Annotated in this window: 16 protein-coding genes and 1 pseudogene; 7 read left to right on the forward strand and 10 right to left on the reverse strand. The window is 68.4% G+C overall.

Annotated features, from left to right (window positions below; translation table 11 throughout):
• Window positions 1–100 (forward strand): integrase core domain-containing protein (locus tag BXA10_RS31135; protein ID WP_139338199.1); only part of this gene is annotated, 100 nt, incomplete at its 5' end.
• Here BXA10_RS31135 and BXA10_RS31735 read toward each other — a convergent pair.
• Complete coding sequence (locus BXA10_RS31735) at window positions 53–403, reverse strand: hypothetical protein (RefSeq protein WP_175649334.1); 351 nt, start codon at window positions 401–403, stop codon at window positions 53–55. The genes BXA10_RS31135 and BXA10_RS31735 overlap by 48 nt on opposite strands.
• Window positions 404–554: 151 nt before the next feature.
• On the reverse strand, window positions 555–1922 hold the full coding sequence (locus BXA10_RS28250) for an FAD-binding oxidoreductase (RefSeq protein ID WP_139338200.1): 1368 nt from the start codon (window positions 1920–1922) through the stop codon (window positions 555–557).
• A gap of 143 nt (window positions 1923–2065) precedes the next feature.
• Here BXA10_RS28250 and BXA10_RS31140 point away from each other — a divergent pair.
• Window positions 2066–2176, forward strand: a pseudogene (locus BXA10_RS31140) (IS5/IS1182 family transposase); the annotation flags it as partial.
• A gap of 11 nt (window positions 2177–2187) precedes the next feature.
• Here BXA10_RS31140 and BXA10_RS28260 read toward each other — a convergent pair.
• Window positions 2188–3123: a TIGR03619 family F420-dependent LLM class oxidoreductase gene (locus tag BXA10_RS28260; RefSeq protein ID WP_076473897.1), complete on the reverse strand. Its 936-nt coding sequence runs from the start codon at window positions 3121–3123 to the stop codon at window positions 2188–2190.
• Window positions 3124–3295: 172 nt separating this feature from the next.
• Entirely contained in the window at window positions 3296–4642 is a 1347-nt protein-coding gene (locus tag BXA10_RS28265) for an FAD-binding oxidoreductase (RefSeq protein ID WP_245828596.1), read from the reverse strand.
• Between the two features lie 843 nt (window positions 4643–5485).
• Between BXA10_RS28265 and BXA10_RS28270 the strand changes: the two genes are divergently transcribed.
• Window positions 5486–6502 carry a helix-turn-helix transcriptional regulator gene (locus BXA10_RS28270; RefSeq protein WP_076473899.1) on the forward strand — a complete coding sequence of 339 codons (1017 nt, stop codon included), beginning with the start codon at window positions 5486–5488 and terminating at the stop codon, window positions 6500–6502.
• Between the two features lie 120 nt (window positions 6503–6622).
• Here BXA10_RS28270 and BXA10_RS28275 read toward each other — a convergent pair whose 3' ends face one another.
• The 5 genes from BXA10_RS28275 to BXA10_RS28295 all read right to left on the reverse strand — a co-directional run bounded on the left by BXA10_RS28275 (window position 6623) and on the right by BXA10_RS28295 (window position 13192).
• On the reverse strand, window positions 6623–9571 hold the full coding sequence (locus BXA10_RS28275; RefSeq protein ID WP_076473900.1) for a M4 family metallopeptidase: 2949 nt from the start codon (window positions 9569–9571) through the stop codon (window positions 6623–6625).
• A gap of 177 nt (window positions 9572–9748) precedes the next feature.
• Window positions 9749–10696, reverse strand: a complete 948-nt coding sequence (locus BXA10_RS28280) for an NAD-dependent epimerase/dehydratase family protein (protein ID WP_076473901.1) — start codon at window positions 10694–10696, stop codon at window positions 9749–9751.
• A 147-nt stretch (window positions 10697–10843) separates the two neighbouring features.
• Window positions 10844–11215 (reverse strand): VOC family protein, encoded by a 372-nt coding sequence (locus BXA10_RS28285; RefSeq protein WP_076473927.1) that lies wholly within the window; start codon window positions 11213–11215, stop codon window positions 10844–10846.
• Window positions 11216–11456: 241 nt separating this feature from the next.
• Entirely contained in the window at window positions 11457–12332 is an 876-nt protein-coding gene (locus BXA10_RS28290; protein WP_245828598.1) for a S1 family peptidase, read from the reverse strand.
• Window positions 12333–12736: 404 nt separating this feature from the next.
• The gene (locus BXA10_RS28295; RefSeq protein ID WP_245828600.1) at window positions 12737–13192 is read right to left on the reverse strand and encodes an alpha/beta fold hydrolase; all 456 of its coding nucleotides are present in this window, start codon (window positions 13190–13192) and stop codon (window positions 12737–12739) included.
• 302 nt (window positions 13193–13494) lie between these two features.
• Between BXA10_RS28295 and BXA10_RS28300 the strand changes: the two genes are divergently transcribed.
• From BXA10_RS28300 to BXA10_RS28315, 4 genes are all read left to right on the forward strand, one after another.
• Window positions 13495–14454, forward strand: a complete 960-nt coding sequence (locus tag BXA10_RS28300; protein WP_139338202.1) for a hypothetical protein — start codon at window positions 13495–13497, stop codon at window positions 14452–14454.
• Between the two features lie 236 nt (window positions 14455–14690).
• The gene (locus BXA10_RS28305) at window positions 14691–15062 is read left to right on the forward strand and encodes a hypothetical protein (RefSeq protein ID WP_076473904.1); all 372 of its coding nucleotides are present in this window, start codon (window positions 14691–14693) and stop codon (window positions 15060–15062) included.
• A gap of 183 nt (window positions 15063–15245) precedes the next feature.
• Window positions 15246–15779, forward strand: coding sequence for a hypothetical protein (locus tag BXA10_RS28310; protein WP_076473905.1), 534 nt, complete (start codon window positions 15246–15248; stop codon window positions 15777–15779).
• Between the two features lie 155 nt (window positions 15780–15934).
• Window positions 15935–16228, forward strand: a complete 294-nt coding sequence (locus BXA10_RS28315; RefSeq protein WP_076473906.1) for a DUF7336 domain-containing protein — start codon at window positions 15935–15937, stop codon at window positions 16226–16228.
• A 151-nt stretch (window positions 16229–16379) separates the two neighbouring features.
• Here BXA10_RS28315 and BXA10_RS28320 read toward each other — a convergent pair whose 3' ends face one another.
• Window positions 16380–17579 (reverse strand): SMI1/KNR4 family protein, encoded by a 1200-nt coding sequence (locus tag BXA10_RS28320; RefSeq protein WP_217696876.1) that lies wholly within the window; start codon window positions 17577–17579, stop codon window positions 16380–16382.
• Between the last annotated feature and the right edge of the window lie 96 nt (window positions 17580–17675).

The raw sequence follows: 17675 nt of genomic DNA on the forward strand, positions 1-17675 counted from the left end.
AGCCTTCCTGCATCACTACAATCACCACCGGCCTCACTCAGCCATCGGCGGCCTACCACCCATCACCAGGTTGACCAACGTCCCTGGACAGCACAGCTAGGCCGCTGATCAATGCGGAGGTCTCTGCGACTATCTCGGCGGTGAGGAGACCGGCATGAGCCAGTTCCACCCACACGTGCGCTGAATGTCCCCCTTGCAGATCCTGCGCAAGATCACCGACGATGCGCTTGGCGTCGAGCCGGTATTCGATCGGGATGTACTTCCGGTAATCGGGGTCGTCGGGGAGCGCCTCCCGAAGCGACTTCGGGCGCACCCGCCCGGTCGCACTGACCAGGATCGGTGCCTCCAGCTGACCGAACCTTCGTCCCCAGGGATCAGTGGGATATCCGAGTGGCCTGCTCATTCTCGTCTCCTTCACGCATAACGGCGGCCTGCCAGAGCTGGTCTACTCGGATCGCTGCAAGTTTCGGGCCAGGCAACGGGATGGACCTTCGTTGGTGAGCTTCGATGGGCCTTCCGTGGCCCATCGAAGCTCACGTCCATTCGTCCGGCTGCTACTCGGGCTGGATGTTGTGGTTGACGCGGAACATGTTGTCCGGGTCGAAGCGGCGCTTGATCCTGGCGAGCCGGTCGTAGCGCTCCGCGCCGTAGACGAGCCGCACCTGTTCCGGTGTGGTGGCCTCGTCCTTGGACAGGAAGTTCACCATGCGGCGCTGGTCGACCGACCATGGCTCGAAGGTGTGAACCATGCGCTCGAGCCAGCTCCGAAGCAGCTCAGCCTGGTCGGGCCCACCTACCCCAGCGCCGAACACCACGTATGGGACGCCACGGGTGGGCACCGCGTTCGGTACCTCGGGCTCCCGGTCGAACGCGCCGCCAAGGGCGCGGATCTCGATGCTGGCCAGCGGATTGTCCACCGCCGGTCCGGCGAACTCGACCAGGGCGTCGAGCACCTCGGGGGAGAACTCGCGCAGCGTGGTCGTGCCGTCGTAGTACGGGGCGGGCGTCGTCGGGTCCAGGTGGATCAGCGGACTGTCCACGTAAGGCAGCATCCGCACGCCGTCGATCAGCGGCTGCGTCACCGCGCGGATCGGCGCGAGCAGGCGCTCTCCATCTTCAGCCGAGCCCAGGTACGCGAAGCGAAGATGCAGCACGAGCGCGCCCCGCAACGGCTCCGGCAGTTCGGGGATGGGTGGAAGCCGCTGCACGGCGACCGAGGTGGTCGCCTGCTCCGGGAGCTCAGGTGCCCACGCGCCCCAGACCCGCAGGACATCTTCCATCCGGTCACCGGGAAGATACAGCCCGCCGCCGTAGAACTCGGTCACCGGAAACAGGTCGAACTCCATCGCGGTCACCACGCCGAAGTTGCCCTTGCCACCGAGCAGCGCCCAGAACAGGTCCGGCTCGCTGTCGGCGGTGGCCTGCCGCAACTCACCGTCTGCGGTCACCACCTCGATCCGCCGGACATGGTCGGCGGCGTACCCGTGCGAGCGCCCCAGCAAGGGACTCTGCCCGCCCCCGAGGGTGTAGCCGATCACGCTGGTCGTCGGCGCGGAACCGCTGAGCGCCGCAAGCCCGTGCTTGGCTGCCTCGGAGGAAGCCCTGGCCCAGTCGACACCGGCCTCGACCCGGGCGCTCCGCTTGTCGGCGTCGACGCGGATGTCCTGCATCCGGGACGTGTTGATGAGGATGGCGCCTCGCGCGTCCTTGACGACCTGATGCCCGGTTGCCCGTACCGCCACCGGCAGCTGATTCCGGGCCGCGTAACGGACCGCGGCCTGCACATCGGCGGCACTGGTCACACCGACCGCGATGGCCGGCTCCATCACGTTGTTCGTATTGAACCCAGCCACCTCATCGGCGAAACCGTCGTCGCCGGGCAGGAGTACCGGACCGGTCACGGTGCCACGCAGTTCATCCACAGTCACATCTCTTCTCCGATCGGAATCTGGGGTCACATGCCGGAATTCGACGTGCCGATAAGACCCATTTGCAGAACGGCCTTTTCGAGTGGGAGGTTCACAGGAGTTACCACCACCACAGCCGGGGGCCCGAGACAGAGATCGCCACGCTCAAGGCCGGTAAGATCCTGGTCAAGGTGGGCTGCTGCCCACGCCGAGCAACCGCGATCGTCCAAGTCCGGCACCACGTCGAAACCACCCGCTACGCAGGATGAAAATGGCTCAATCACAGTCCTGCGCCACGCACAGCCTCGTGAATCGCCGCGCTGTTGTCGATCAGCTCATTGACGTCCTTGCTGGCCACAGTCGTAGTCACGTAGACGTGGTGCACACCGCCCTCAGCCAGGACGGCCAAGTCTTCGACCAGCTGCTTCGGGCTGCCGGCGAAGGGCTGGCGGCCCTCCGCCGGCACCTCGGACAGGTCCTGCACGGCTACCTGGTAGATGCAGTTGATCTCGGCCGGGTCCCGTCCCGCCTCGGCTGCCATTTCACGTAGCTGCGCGAGCTGCGCCACGACCTGCTCTGGCGGGATGCCGGTGGGCAGCCATCCGGTGCCGCGGCGGGCGATGCGGCGCAGCGCGGCCGGACCGAGACCGCCCAGATAGATCGGGATTTGGCGAGCCGGCTTCGGTTTCACCATCGCCGGGGCGATGCGGTAGCGGTCGTTCTCGAACGAGACCGGGTCGGGGCCCCACACCGCCGAGGCCATGTCCAGGAACTCGTCGAGGGCCGCGCCGCGCTCGGAGTACGGCCGTGGCGCGGCCGCGGCGAACTCGTCGATCGACCAGCCGACGCCAAGGCCCGCGATGACTCGGCCACCCGACTGGTGATCCAGCGTCGCCAGCGTTCGGGCCAGCCGAAACGGCGTGTGCAGCGGCGGAACGAGGACACCCGTTCCCAGCTCGATCCGCTCGGTGACGGCAGCAGCCATCGCCAGAGTGGTCAGCGCCTCGCCGGTGGACGCATACCGGTCGAACCAGGGCATGTCAGGAATGTTGTACAGACCGTGGGGACCGCTCTGGTCGACGGGCATGAGCAGCCGCTCGTACGCCCAGAGACTGTCGTACCCGATCTCTTCGGCCGCCCGCGCGAACTTCACGACGTCCGCCGTCAAGTCGTAATGGGAGTCCTGCGGAAGGTTGACGCCAAGCTTCAGTGGCATGTGACTGACTCCTTTTCTAGGTGCAGGAATTGGAACGCGGCGAGCGGGTCAGCGGAACGCACCCGCTGGGCAGCGAGTGGCAGGTTTCGGCCATCTGATTCGACACCGACAGCACCCTGGACATGATCGACTAATTGATCATGTCCAGGGTGCTGCCTGGTCGGCCGTCTGGTCAGGCGGCTGGCACCACGTTGTGGTTGAGCCGGAACATGTTGGTCGGGTCGTAGGTCTTCTTGACCGACGCCAGGCGCTCGTAGCGTTCCGGGCCGTAGATCGCGGCGGCGTCGGTCGCCTCATCGGGTGCCAGGTTGTTCACCAGTCGCCGCTCGCCCCGCCAGGGCTCCATGCCGTCGAGTAGCTCGGCGACCGATTCCTTGAGCCGCTGCTCTTCCGACAGCGGGCCGACCGAGACGCCCAGCAGGCTGTACGGCAGGCCCCTGGTCGCCACGGCGTTGGGGACCGCCGGCTCCCGGTCCCACGCCCCACCCAGAGCACGCAGTTCGGCGATCCATAGGCCGGTTTCGGCACCCGGGCCGACGAGTTCGAGCAGCTTGTCCTGCGCCTGCGCGGGGAACTCCCGCAGCATGATGCCCCGTTCGTAGTAGGGCAACGGGTCGGTCGGCTCGTTGTGGATCGACGCGACCTCGGCGTACGGCATGTCCCGGACGGTGTCCAGGACTGCCGGGGCCACCGCCCGCAGCGGCGCTACCAGGCGCTCGCCGTCCTCGGCCGTGCCGGTGTAGGCGAACCGCACAGTCGCCAAAAACGCCCCGCGAAGCGGTTCCGGCAGCTCGGGCAGCGGTGGCAGCCGCAGCACGGCGAACGACGAGACCATGGTCTCCGGCGTGCCCGGGTGCCACGCGGTCCAGGCCCGCAGCACATCGGCCATCCGCTCACCGGGGAAGTAGATGCCGCCGCCGTAGAGGCGGGGCACCGGGAACAGGTCGAACTCCAGTGCGGTGACCACCCCGAAGTTACCCTTGCCGCCGCGCAGCGCCCAGAACAGCTCGGGTTCGGACTCCGCGTCGACATGCCGCAGCTCGCCGTCCGCGGTCACCACGTCGATCGAGCGCACATGGTCGGCGGCGTAGCCGTGGGAGCGGCCGAGGCTCGGGCTGAGACCGCCGCCCAGGGTGTAAGCGACGACTCCTACCGTGGGGTTCGAGCCGTTCAGCGGAGCCAGCCCCACCTTGGCCGCCTCCCCGACGACATCGGACCACACCGCTCCGCCGCCGACCCGGGCCGTGCGGCCGACAGCGTCGATGACCACGTCGTTCATCCGACGGGTCGCGATCACGACCGCGCCGCGTGCCGCGTCGATCACCTGATGGCCGGTGGTCTTCACCAGGACCGGCCGGCGCTGCCCCGCCGCGAAGGCGACAGCCGCCTGCACATCAGCCACGCTCTCCGCCACCACGATCACCGCGGGCACCAGCTCATGATTCAGGTTGAACACGGCGCGTTCGTCGTCGTACCCCGCGTCACCCGGCAGTAGCACCGAACCCGTCACTGCGGCCATGAGGGGTGCAACATCCTCGGGCGATACCGGCGGGAGAGACATATCGTCGAAAGTCATATGATAAGTCCTTACTGGTAGGGACGACTGGAGCCCACAGCCGGGCGTTGGGCCCGTACTGTCCGCCGGTGGTGCCTGCCGCCCTGCATGATCGATCTGTATTCCTTCGTCGCCCGTTTCGCGTTTTCATCAGCGAGACGAGGTAGCCCTTCCGGGTGTGACACGTAGTCGTCTACGTCACCCGGCGGCGGGGTCTCCGCGGCATGCAGGGTCATCCACGGCGGGTCGCCAAGGTTGTGGTGCGCTGTGGGGCGCGAGTGACAAGACCACGAAACCGAAGTAGCGCGGGCCTGCGCCGGTGACCAGACCGGGCTCGGCCGCGGCGAGCAGGTCCGCCAGTACCTGTTCCGGGGGAGCGGGGGCCGAGGGCAACGGGCGGGAGAATGACATTGGCCATTTCAGCCTGGTCCAGTTGCGCTTTGACCGGCCGTTCCAGCAACGACCGGCGGTAGTCGGCAGCGTGGTCAGCGGCAAAGTGGAACAGCCGGCTTAGTTCCTCCACCGACGCCCATCTCGATATCCAGGGTCACCCCCCCGAGAGTTCTGCAGGCGTCAGTAGCGGTCATGATCCTCAACGAGGCGCCGATCTCGATTCCCGGCTCGACGGCCACTGGCGGGTACGGGCGTCTTCAGTTGCCGGACGGCTGGTAAAACTTGCACCGGCGCCGCACGACGGCCTGGGCCACCGCAGTCCCGCCGACTAGGAGCCGCCCTGGCGGCCTGACCACCACACCGATGGTGTCCGCCGGAGCGGAGCATGCTCAGACCACAGGAGTGTCAGAACGTATGGACGGAACTGCAGGCAGCCCGTGGGCGGTAGCCGGTCTGGATCCGCTCGCCGGGCGGGTGTTGGAGCACCTGGTGGCGGTGCGGTCGGCGGACGTCACCGATGTGGCGGCGGCGGTCGGGGTGTCCCTTGCGGAGGCGGAACGAGCGCTACGACAGCTCGCGGACTCCGCACTGGTGCTGCAGATCGATGGCACGGTACCGCGATGGGTAGCCGGCCCACCGAGGTCGTCGCTCGGCGCCCTGTTGGCCCGGCGGCGGGCCGAACTGGCCCGCGTCGAGGGTCTCGTGGAGCGACTTCACGAGGTGTACGAGGCGGTGTCCGGGCCGCGCGCCGCGCACCTGGTGGAGTTGCTGGAGCGCGAGGACGAGGTGCCGGAGCGCTACGGTCAGCTGCTGAAGGGAAGCTCGGTCGAGGTACTGCATCTGGCCAAGCCGCCGTATGTGTTGGCTGAGCAGGCGTCCGTCGGGGAGTCGGCGGTGGCACCCGGGGTGCGGATGCGGTCGGTGTACGAGACGGAGGGCTTTACCGACGCGGTGTCGCTCAAGACGGCGCTGCTCGGGACGGGCCAGGGCGGGGAACTACGGCTGGCGGCCCGGCTGCCGGTGAAGTTGGCGGTGTTCGACCGGGCGGCAGCCCTGCTGCCGGTGCGCGAGGACCGCCCGGCGGCGGGTTCATTGGTGGTGCACTCGCCCGCGCTGGTGGTGGCGCTGGTGGCGCTGTTCGAGAGCGTGTGGGAGCGCGCCGACCCGGTGTCGCTGGGCAGCCGACACGATGGGCCGGCCCCGAAGGGCAGTCTGACGACCGTGGGGCCGGACCTGCGGACACGGGAAATCCTGCACATGATGGCGACCGGGATGAAGGACGAGGCGATCGCCCGCGTGCTCAAGGTGAGCCGCCGTACCGTGCAGAAGCATGTAAGCGATGCGGGTTCCCTGCTCGGTGCCCGGACTCGGTTCCAGATCGCGCTGCTGGCGGCGGAGCGGGGCTGGCTGAAGCCTCATTCATATCGCTGAACGCCTCGTTGAGGGCCGGCGATCCGTCGATCAGGCCATGTCCCGAACACGGCGGCGCGCCGGTACCTCTCATGAAGAGGTACCGGCGCGCCGTCGTGCATCGCGTCCCCTAGCAGGGGATCACTCGCAGGACTTGGCTCCCTTCGCGTACGCCAGGCCGAAACCGCCTGCCGACGAGTCCATGAAGATCACCTCGCGCCCCGCACCAGCGGTCGCGAACATCTGCGCGCCCGGGCTGCAGGACGCCGGGCCGACGTACTCCCCGTCGAACGTGTACTGCTTGAGCTTCGGGTTGAGCGCGTTGTCCGGGTAGCCGCCGGTGGAGAGCCAGAGGTCGTACGGGGCCTCCTCTGTGACCGTGAGCGTCGTGTCGGACAGCGTGAGCACATCGGCGCGGATCGCCTGCGGCGAGTTCTCCTCGAAGAGCAGGTGGCTCGTGCCCGTGGCGAAGTCGAAGAGCCGTACGGAGTCGTTGAACGTGCCCTGGTTCCACTGGCCGTCGACGTACTGGCCGTAGTCGCGGTTGATGACCCAGGCGACGCCGGTGCCGGACAGCTGGGGGTAGCTCATCGTCTCGGCGCCGGGGTCACCGCCGGCGAAGGTGATCTTCCCCGTCGCGAGGTCGTACACCTCGACACCCAGCGACCACCGGTTGCCGTTGGCGTCGGGCTGCGCGTAGTCCTCGTACCGGACGTAGGAGATCTTTCCGTTCTTGACGTCCGGCGCCGTCGCGTTCCCGACCCAGTCGGGGTGCGCGAGGGTGTGCACGGTCCGCGAGCTGCCTTGCAGGTAGCGCACGACGTCGAGGTAGTCCTGGTCCGGGTCGTACTGGCTCCACGCCACGACGTTGCCGTCGAAGCTCAGGCCGTCGATCCGGTACGGGGAGCGGTACAGCTCCTCCACCTGGCCGCCGCCGATCGGCGCCGACAGGATGCGGTCGGTCTCCCACGTCGGCGAGTCCTGGTCCGCCTCGATCGACAGCCACACGACCCGCTTGCCGTCGGTGTGCGGGAAGCTGTGCGGGTTCCCATCGTTCGGGGAGATCCGGTACGGCTTGATCTTGCCGTCGGTGCGGCCCACCCAGATCGACGTCGGCTCGGTGTGGTTCGCGTCCGAGCGCGGCACGGCGAACCAGCCGCCGGCCATGCTCGCCGTCATGTCGACGTACATTCCGGTGTTGAGCCGGTCGATGAGGAGGTCGGTCTTCTTGCCGTAGAGGTTCGCCTTCCACTTCGCGGTGATCCCGCGGGAGTCGAACGCCGCCCGCACGACCTTGAGGTCCTTGTTGCTCAGACCCGAGGACTTGGCGGAGGCGAGCACCGCCTCGCGGGCGTCCACGAAGTCGGACATGGGGGTGAGGTAGTCGGTGAGCGCCCGGTAGACGATCTTGTCGGCGACGGGGCCGCCGAACGCCTGACGCAGGTCCCACAGCGCGCCGGACACGATCGTCGAGTTGAGGTGCACGCCACCGTCGTCCATCTGCGGCGTGTCCATGAGGTGCTGGAAGTCCGCGGTGGTGGCGCCGTCGTCGAGGTTGCGCAGGGCACACGTGGCGGGAGCCAGGGTGCGGCAGAGGTCACCGCCGATCAGGCTCGCCTCGGGGTCGGTCATCGGCGTGCCGGTCGCGTCGACGTCGATGGCGTTGCCGAAGTAGTCGGCGATCGCCTCGTTGAGCGCACCCGGCTGGCCGGCGTAGACGAGGCTGGCGGAGTTCTCCACCACGCCGTGCGTCATCTCGTGGCCCACGACATCCGGGTCGGCGGCCAGCGGCAGGTACTCGGCGTCGCCGCTGCCGTACACCATCCGGGTGCCGTCCCAGTAGGCGTTGACCCACGGAGAGCCGCTGTAGGTGATGCCGACGATCGAGTTGATCGCCATGCCGTTGTCGTCCAGGCTGTTACGCCCGAGCTTCGTCTGGTACCACTCGAACACCTTCGCGGCGTCCCAGGCCGCGTCCACGGCGCCGGCGTCGGTGAGGTCCGCGCCGAGCGTGCTCGACGGCGACGTGAACGGCCCGACGCCCTCGGGCAGCTGGCCGCCGAGCAGGTCGTAGTAGTCCCGGCCCCGAGCGTCCCAGGTCGTGATCGGCACCGTCCGGCCCTCCGGGAGGGTGTGGGTCTGGTCGATCATGAGGTACGAGTCCGCGTCGTCGGCCCGCACGAGCGGGACCGGCACGGTGGCGCCGTGCAGGCTCTTGCCCTCGCCGACGACCGAGGTCGTGCCGCTGGCCGACACCGACGGCGTCGGCACGGTCCGCGGCGCGACAGCGGTCCCGCCGGCGGCCAGGGCGGCGGCCTGCTGCGCGGTGGCGAAGGACTTGATCCGGGTGACGCTGAGCAGCGTCACCCCGTTCGTCGCGCCCACGTACACGTCGCGGAGCACGGGCTGGCCCGTGGCGACGTCCTTGCCCTTGACGAGCACGCGCCGCGCGAGCACGCCGGTGCCGGTCGGCATGACCACGAGCCCCTGGTCGGTGCCGGTGAGGTCGGCGCTGGCCGCGCCGGGCTTCGCACCGGGCCGCGGCTCTCCGGCCACGACGGCGGCGCCGGGGTGCAGGCTCCTGCGTACGTCCTCGACCGCTCGCGCGATCGCGACGTCCGCGGGCATCGTCGGGCGCGTCGTGTCGACATCGAGGTCGGTGAAGTAGCTGCCCGACGTGCCGGTCACCGCACGCTTGCCGGCCTTCTTCTCCATCCGCACCACGTACTGGCCGCCGAACACGGGCAGGCCCTTGTACTTCTGGTTCAGCCGGACCGTCTCCCGCGTGCCCCGCGTGTCGACGCTCGCCGTGGTGAGCGTGCCGGCCGGGTCGGCGATCCTGTAGCGGTCCTTGTGGCCCGTGAGGTGGGCCTTGGCGGCCTTGTCCGGTGCGATCGTGGCGTCGACCGGGTCGGCCAGGTCGTCCACGAGCGCCGGGGTGTCCGTAGCGGGCGCCACGGTCGCCGGGACCGGCGCCTCCGCGTCCGTCGTCGTGCTCGCCGGCGCGGCGTTCGCGGCCTGGGCGGTGGTGCCGAGGAGGGCGGCCGCCGCCAGGATGGCGAGGGCGGGTGGTGCCTTGACTCTGCGCATCTGTTGCTCCTGCAAGGTGGTCCAGCGCCCGGCCGACTCCTTGCGGCACGGGATTTGATCACCCTCACTGCGGTGTCACCACCGGCACAAGGACCACTTTGCGCACCTGCACAAATCAGAAGGCCGCCGAGGAAGAGCCGATCCGAACGGCACACCTGGTCGGGCCGATGGCGGGGGTCAGCTGGCAGCGAGACTACGGATACCGTCACGGTAGGTGGGGTAGGTCGGTGTCCAGCCGAGCTCCCGCTTGGCCTTGTCGTTCGAAAGGCGCGCCGCCGAGGTCAGGAACACGTACAGGTACGGACCGATGACCCGCACGAGCGACAGCGGTACGGTCATCGGCTTCGGCGTGCCGAACGCGGCTGCCAGGAACCGCACGTGCGCGTTCATGGAGGCCGGCTCGTCGTCGACGATGTGGTAGGCCTGGCCGGGCGTGCCGCGTTCCAGGGCCGCAACGGTGGCCGCACCAGCGTCGGCGAGATGGGTCCACGGCAGCAGGCCCGGGCGACGGTCGGGCACGACGGGCAGCCGGCGTTTGCGCAGCATCGTGACGATCTGATCCGTGCCGCCAGCACCGAATCCGGGACCGTAGAGGGCACCGAAACGCAGCGAGATGCCATCCACGCCGTCGGTGTGCAGGGCGAGGTGCTCCTTGACCCGGAAGCCTTGCAGGTGGCGCTCCAGCGCCGGCGTGCGCCCGGGCGGCGCGAACGGGGTGTTGGTTTCGGTGATCGTCCGGTCGCCGAAATCGCCATAGCCATACCCGAAATGCATCGACTCGACGATGAGCCGGCGGGCGCCGATCGACTGGACCGCCTCGATGAGGTTGCGGGTGCCCTGGACACGCAGCGCGTCGGTGGCGGCCATGTTCTGGTGCCGCATCGGCACTTTCCGCAGCGCGGTCGCCGCGTGGATGGCCGCGTCCGCCTGCATGCCGTCAACGGCATGCAGGAGAGCGTCGCGGTCCATCAGATCCGCCACCAACGGCTCAACGCCCATCCTGCCCAGCTGCTCGGCGCCGGCGGGCGACCGGGTCAGGCCGATCACGTCGTGACCGGCGTCGGCCAGAGCCATGCTCATGTGTCTTCCGAGGACGCCAGAGGCACCCGCCACAAGCACTCTCATCACTACCTCCAATGGGGAGATCAATCACGGGTCAGGGGCCGTCGAAACCAGTTCGAAATGATGAAACCGACACACGTGCGGCGCCGGGGGCGCTTCCTGGAAGGTGACGGAAGAGCTCGAAGCTGCCTGGACACGCCGGCGCTGAGCTCAGTTCACCGGTGGCGCCCAGGCGGGGCGCCTGATCAAGCAGAACGGATGACCGGCCGGGTCGGCATACACATGATCGCCGGGCAACCGCCGCGCGCCGAGCGCGAGCACTTTCTCGCCCGCGGTCACCTGGTCGTCGACCATCACGTCGAGATGCATCTGTTGTGGCACTGTCGGCTCCGGCCACGTCGGCGGCGTCAGCTCGGTGGCGCTCTGAAACGCCAGCCCGGACGTCGCGGTGTTGGCCGATACGACCACGAAGTCCTCATCCGCATAGGTGATCGGGTCGCCGAGCACCGCACTCCAGAACCGGGCTTCAGTCGGCGGATCCGGGCTGTCGATGATCAGATGGTGCAACCGGCCGATCGGCATCGCGAACACCTCCGTGACGGTTAGGTGACCGGGCCCCAGCGTATTCCGGTGCTTACATGAACGGGAAGAATCAGTTCGGATCGCCGGGGCATGCCGTCGCCTATTTCCGTCGGTTGATGGTTCAGCACGAAGGTGGCTTTCTGCGACGGGGAACGTCACCGAGCCGATCGACGGTCGGAGCCGGTGTCGGCAAGGGCGTCGGACATGGCCCGACGCCCTTGCCGATTGCCGGATCGGCTTGTCAGTAGACGGTCACACCGTACGCGTTGGCTGCCTCGCGTACGGGCTGGTAGAAGGTGGTGCCACCGGTCGTGCAGTCACCGCTGCCGCCCGAGGTGAGGCCGAGCGCCTTCGAGCCGTCATAGAGTGGGCCGCCCGAGTCGCCGTGATCGGCACACACGTTGGTCTGGATCATGCCGCTCACGGTGCCGCCGCCCTTGCCGGAGTAGCGTACCGACACGTTGAGCGCGGTCACGGTTCCCCGGTGAGTGCCGGTGGTCGATCCGGTCCGTGTGACGGATTCCCCCACGTAGGCGTCGGCGACTGTGAACCCGCCGGGGTGGCTGAGTGAGGTGTTGTCGTAGCGGACCAGCGCGTAATCGTTGCCCGGGAAACTGGAGTTGACGGTCGGGCCGATCGGAGTGCTCTGGCTGGCATTGGTGTACCAGGCGTTGGCGACGTCTCCGCAGTGCCCGGCGGTGAGGAAGTAGTAGGTGGTGCCGCTGACGACGTTGAAGCCGAGCGAGCATCGGTATCCGCCGCCGTAGATGGCGTCACCGGCGGACAACAGCGGGCTGAAGACCCCGGAGGCCCGCTCGACACGGATGGCGCCGGCCTTGGTGCCGGCGGTCTGCTTGATCGTGGCAATCTCGGCGGGCGAGACGGTGTCATCGGCGGTCACGACGACACGGCCGGATGCCGGGTCGACGTGCCAGGCGATGCCCTCGACGCCCGAGCGATGCACCGCGGCGTTGACCTCAGCGAGTTGGTTGGCAGTGAAGTCCTGAGGGGACGCCGTTGCGGCGGTCGGCAGTACGAAGGCGGTGGTGGCGATCGCACCGACGGCGGCGGCGAGTAACCGGGCAGATCGGGCGAATGGACTGAGCTTGTTCCTCACTGGCTCCTCCTCAGGAGTGGCAAGGCCCGTTGGATCGTGGCCCATGGGCGCGATCGGGAGACGTGTCGCCTGCTCGACCGATGTCTCTCGAAGGCCCCTCCGAGTATCGGCACGCATCAATCAGTTTGCAAGGTGCAAGTTTCTGGTCGACGTGCAGGCCGCGGACCCGGGAACCGGATCCCTGTGCGAATCAGGAGTCCAAGGGCGGCGACCGTCACGGCCAGGAGCGCGCAGACGCGCTCACGCCGCCGGCCGGCTCCGACGCGCCGGCGGAGCGCAGGCTCGCTGGCAGGTCGCCCGGAAAGCACCCCGTTTGCGTACGCCCACGCCGACATGCGTGGGCGGCACCGGAGATCCCCACCGAGTGACCATGCTGCGCCCCGCGCCGATGCGGGACCAGGTGACTAACCCGGCCAGCCAATAGCATCGAGGAACTCCTCCACGGCGACCACGACTTGACTGAGCACCGTGATCGACTCGGTAAGCGGGCCAGGTACGTACATGCCGTGATCCGCGCCTTCCACCTCTAGCGTGTGGGGCGTCAGCCGGCGGGCGACGTCACCGTCCCATCTTTTGTCGGCAGTGCCACCCACGAGCAGGAACGGCGCGGTCGCACGGTCCAACGCATCGGCCACCCAGGGCAGGTCGAGCAGGGGCGTGAGCCACACGGCGGGCAAGGATCTCTCGGCGGCGATCGCTGCCGCGTTCGTGCCGAGCGACTTGCCGATCAGCAGTGGGCGACCACCGATTTTGTCGATCAGCGGAACCACCTCACCGCCGACCCAGCTCTCGATTTCGTGCTGCCCGGCCGCCGGAAACTTCTGGGACCACGATTGTTGCGCCCCGCTGCTGCGCCACATCGCCGGCGTACATCAGCAGGGGAACCTCGGGCCCGAACCTACCGCCCGGAATCACGACAGCGTCAGCCATGCGGGCGACCTTACTCAGGGCAGGTTCGGCGTGCAGAACGCGTGCGACAGGGGCGGCGCCGTCGGACCATCTATGCGCCACAAACGCGGTGCCAGTAGTAGACGCGGCAAGATGTCGTGTCCTGGTAGGGATGGAGGTCTTGTCGCGGCGCGCCCTCGACTACGGCCCAGGGTCGCGGCGGGTGAGTCACCACTGCATCGGGAGCAACCCCGCGGCCCTAGTATCGACGACCATGGGCAGCCGGGTGAACTACGTGCTCGTTCAGGACGGCCGCTCCGTGCGGTACGCACACGGCGGCTACGGCCTCGACTACCACTTCGCCGCTGGGCCTGACATCACGCTTCGCTGGCTCGCCCAGCTCGACGACTACCGGGACGACTTCTGGTTCGAGGACCTGGTTTGTGAAGGCGGCCTGCTCATCGACGTCGATGCGCAGCAATTGCTGCTCTTCACCGAACTGGGGCAGTTCCCTCTCGAGCGGCGCTATGCCTACCGTGCGGGGCTGCTGGATGCGTACCGGCGCACCTGGAGCGGGTGGTCGGTGAGCTGGGCGTACGACGGGATCGGCGACCTGTTGGCGTACCTGGGGGAGAGCCGCGACCAAGTGCGCGGCGAGCGCACCTGGTGGGATGGCCTGTACCCAGACGGCGGGGAACGGCCGGACGGCCCGGTGGAATACCTCGTCAGCGTGGCCGACGCTGACGGAGGGTGCCAGCTCTACGCCTTGCCCTTCGAGTCTTGCCCGCCGTGGCGACTCGGCCCGCGCCTGCTGGACCGGCTCGACTCACGCGACCTCGTCACTGTGTGCTCGACGCACCCTACGGCGGGGCTGCATCTCGACGTTGCGCGACGCCGGGCCGGGCTGTGGAGTATCCGGCCGTTGGTCGGGCTGGTTGAGGACTGGTCGGAGTTGTGGCCGGGCTGGGAGTTGGAGCTGTGGGGCGACGACCTCGGCCGGCAGGTCGCCGCGCTTGGTGGGACGGTTGCCGTGCCGGGCGTTGACCTCGCCGCGGAGCGGGCCACGCTGGCGGAACGGGTTGACCGGTACTGGTTCGTCGAGGAGCGTATGCGGGCGGCCGGCCAGGACGTCGACCAGCTCCGGGCGTGGAACCTCGGAGGTGTCGCGACTCTCCTCGACGCCCGCGTCACCCCGGACGAACTCGCCCGGGCCGTCGCCCTGATCCGCGGCTGACCGGTAGCGCGTCGCCGTAGCCTGTCCGCGGAGGCGGCGACGGTCGGTAATGGTCAGCCTGGACTGAGCAGGTAGCAGCGATCCGGCCCGGAGCAGTCCGTGGCCCGTCCCTCGCTGGTGCCGTTGGGTAGACGTCCCCCGGTCCGGCGACGGTCGGTGTGGCGGGCGCCCCGCAACGGTGAGTTGCGGCCGTCAGCGCAGGGTGTTGGACCGATCCGCGCTCCTATACTCGCCCGATGATCGAGGGATGGTCGATTGTCCCGGAGCGGTCGGCGGTCAATGCCGCCGGCCCGAACGTCGAGGTCGTACATGGTGATGGCGTCACTTTCGCGTACGGAGCCGACGCGCTGGTCGTGATCGTCGACGCCGGCGACCGGCCCCACGGCAACGCCGTCGACGACGCGAACACGCTGATGCTGCGCGAGCCTCTACCCAGCGAGGCGACTCAGTGGATGAGCTCGAAGAACCGGTCCAATCAGCCGCTCCTGGGCTTTGTCAAGATGGCCGAGGGCTGCCTGGCCCTCGGTGAGCTCTACCAAGCCAAGAGCATCTACCGCGGGATGGACCCGTACACCGGGGAAGAGGGGTCACTTACGCTCGCTGACTGACCTGGCGGGAGCCGCTTCCCCCAGGGCTGCTGGACAAGGCGCGGCCAACGCCGACGCTGCCGGTACCCGATATCGACTGGCTACACGATGTGCCGCAGCACCCGACTCGAGCACTGCGTTCCTTTCTGACCGCGTGGTACGCCGATGTGCCGGTGCTACCGGCCACACCCCGGGCACGCGGCCATGAAACTTCCGGCCCCGCTGCTGGCCTTTCACGACATCGCCGCCGGCCGCGAGGAGATCCTCGGCCAGCAGGACTTCATCGAGCCGCTCGACGAGATCGAGTATGCGGAAGACGAGCCGCTGGTGGTCTTCGCGGCCGAGAATCAGGGCGCCTGGGTGGCGTTGATCGACCCCACCAACGACGATCCCGTCGTTTGGTACGACGGCGGCCCGAAGCGGCTACGCGAGCGGGAACGCCTCAGCGGCTTCCTGCTCCAGTTCGCCCTCAACGAAGCGGCGAGCACCTCACCGTTCACCGGCTTCGCCACGGTCACCACGGAGGTCCTGGATCAGTTCGTCGAGGAAATGGTTCCCGTCCCGCTGCAACCGATGCGTGTTCCTGGCGACCCGACACGCCATTGGGTGGCTCCCGGACTGGTCGCCATGGCCGCCGACTACGGCGAGAGTGGTATCTGGCTCAGCGTCGGCAGCCGGCAACCCTCAGCCCTGCGGCCCCTACGCTCCCGCCTCGAATGGGAACAGTTCAACGGTTAGCCACGGAACCGGCCACCGCGAGCAGGCGTCTCGGGCATCGCGGTCGGTTCAGCGCACTCTGCCAGACGGACGCTCCGCGCTGCCCCTCAGCCGAGTCTGCCGTGTCCGAGGGTCAGGCGGCTCGAGTGGAAGCGGCAAGGGATAGCGTCGGGCGTATGGAGGTCTTCGTGCTCTGGCACATCCGCCACGCCCGGTGGCTCGACGGGCGACCAACCACGCATCGAGACGAAGCCGGCGAGCTGATCTGGGACGAGGAAGACGGTGACGATCTCAAGATTCTGGGGGTGTATTCGTCGGAAGTGCGAGCGAATGAACGGATACAGCGAGCCAGGGAGTTGCCTGGCTTCCGCGACGAGCCCAACTGCTTCTACATCAACGGCTACACGCTCGATCAGGACGAGTGGATCGACGGATTCGTGACCATCCCGCGCGCCGGTCAAGCCGACTAGACAGACCACCGCTCCCCACAGCCATTGCCGCAGACCCTTTCCAGGTTCGGCATGGTGATCTTCGTGGACGCGACCGGCGGCGCGGGCAGCGGTGGGGGACACGTCGATGGTTTGTGGCCCCGGCACCCACCACGCCCCGCGCAGTCGTTAATTACACCCCCGGACCGAGGTGGCCTTCGAGGATCGTCTGGGCGATCGGGGGGCGGTCCCAGAGGGAGAGGATCTCGTTGGCGATGGCCACGATCGGAAGCACGGGCCGGTTGCCGTGGACCTCAATTGCGGCCGCCGACAAGCTGCTCGGGACGGCTCCGGCATCCAGGAGGACCCGCCACTCTTCCGGCCCGAGTTCTAGAAACTCCAGCCCGGTCAGCTTGGCGATCTCCAGTGGGTCGGCGAGCGTGCCCGGGTAGGCGGTAAGGGTTCGCAGGCGCGGTAACCCACTGACGGGGGCGAGGCTGAGCGGCTCGCCGTCCCAGACGCCGATGCTCAGGACCTCCAGGTCGGGGTGGGCGGCGGCCTCGATACTTGTCAGGCTCCCGATGTTGACCCTGGCCACGAGCGGTGGCTGGTCTGCGCGGCGGCTGGCGTACCAGTCTGTGCGTTCCCTCACCACCATGTCGGTGAGGGAGTCGGCGAGCAGGCTGGCGCCGATGTTTTGCTCATGATCGAGCACGATGATTTGGCCCACGTGCCCGCGTGGGCCTGGTGTCAGGTCAATCGCGATCCGGTCGCCTCCGCCGTTGTCGCCGAATGCGATCCAGCCGGGTGAGCCGACCATCCCCTGCACCGCGGCATCGGACGAGGTGGCCACCGCCTCTGTCGCCGCGAATCGCCACGGGCACGGACGGGACGGCGCGTCGGCGATGTACAGCTCGTCGAGCGGGAAGAGTTCGCAGCCGACCGCTCGGGACACGCGCTCCGCTGCGGCGTAATCGTCACCCCAGTCCTGCCACCGTGCCCGCGTTACCCGGTAGAGCACCTTGAGCTCGTCGGGCAACGCAACGCCGAGTCGCGTTTCCGCAGCCGCGATCTCCGCCTCGGTCGCACCGGTAGCATCCGCGATTCGCTCGCGGAGCGTCCGCTCCAGCAACGACAGATCCACTGACGGGGCCGGCACCGCCCCGGGTACCGGATCGGGAAGACGGCGCCACGGCTCCGGGACAGCGCCCTCAACCAGGATGAGTGAACCCGGGTACGGCCCGAGGCCGACTTCCGCGGCGGGGCCGAGATTGAGCAGATGCAGCGCGGTATGCCCAGTCGACGACATCTCCACCACGAACGAAATGCTGTCAAGACCGTCGTCCGTCAACGCGCTTCGCACCCGATTCACCGCGTCGAACTCGTCCTGCATGTCCTCGACCTGGGAGGCCCGGCCAGGCGGCGGCATCCGCCGGGGCAGCGGCACACTCCACGCGCCACGGCTGACCATTCCCGCCACCTGGCCGCC

Origin of the sequence: Micromonospora avicenniae, from assembly GCF_900156065.1 — a bacterium.
GTDB classification, from domain to species: domain Bacteria; phylum Actinomycetota; class Actinomycetes; order Mycobacteriales; family Micromonosporaceae; genus Micromonospora; species Micromonospora avicenniae.

Coding starts and splice junctions, on each gene's coding strand:
- BXA10_RS28260 (WP_076473897.1), bottom strand. CDS start 3,123: ATGCCACTGAAGCTTGGCGTCAACCTTCCGCAGGACTCCCATTACGAC.
- BXA10_RS28295 (WP_245828600.1), bottom strand. CDS start 13,192: ATGTGGCGCAGCAGCGGGGCGCAACAATCGTGGTCCCAGAAGTTTCCG.
- BXA10_RS28285 (WP_076473927.1), bottom strand. CDS start 11,215: ATGCCGATCGGCCGGTTGCACCATCTGATCATCGACAGCCCGGATCCG.
- BXA10_RS28315 (WP_076473906.1), top strand. CDS start 15,935: ATGGAGGTCTTCGTGCTCTGGCACATCCGCCACGCCCGGTGGCTCGAC.
- BXA10_RS28265 (WP_245828596.1), bottom strand. CDS start 4,642: ATGGCCGCAGTGACGGGTTCGGTGCTACTGCCGGGTGACGCGGGGTAC.
- BXA10_RS28280 (WP_076473901.1), bottom strand. CDS start 10,696: ATGAGAGTGCTTGTGGCGGGTGCCTCTGGCGTCCTCGGAAGACACATG.
- BXA10_RS28270 (WP_076473899.1), top strand. CDS start 5,486: ATGGACGGAACTGCAGGCAGCCCGTGGGCGGTAGCCGGTCTGGATCCG.
- BXA10_RS28275 (WP_076473900.1), bottom strand. CDS start 9,571: ATGCGCAGAGTCAAGGCACCACCCGCCCTCGCCATCCTGGCGGCGGCC.
- BXA10_RS31735 (WP_175649334.1), bottom strand. CDS start 403: ATGAGCAGGCCACTCGGATATCCCACTGATCCCTGGGGACGAAGGTTC.
- BXA10_RS28305 (WP_076473904.1), top strand. CDS start 14,691: ATGATCGAGGGATGGTCGATTGTCCCGGAGCGGTCGGCGGTCAATGCC.
- BXA10_RS28300 (WP_139338202.1), top strand. CDS start 13,495: ATGGGCAGCCGGGTGAACTACGTGCTCGTTCAGGACGGCCGCTCCGTG.
- BXA10_RS28320 (WP_217696876.1), bottom strand. CDS start 17,579: ATGCAGGACGAGTTCGACGCGGTGAATCGGGTGCGAAGCGCGTTGACG.
- BXA10_RS28310 (WP_076473905.1), top strand. CDS start 15,246: ATGAAACTTCCGGCCCCGCTGCTGGCCTTTCACGACATCGCCGCCGGC.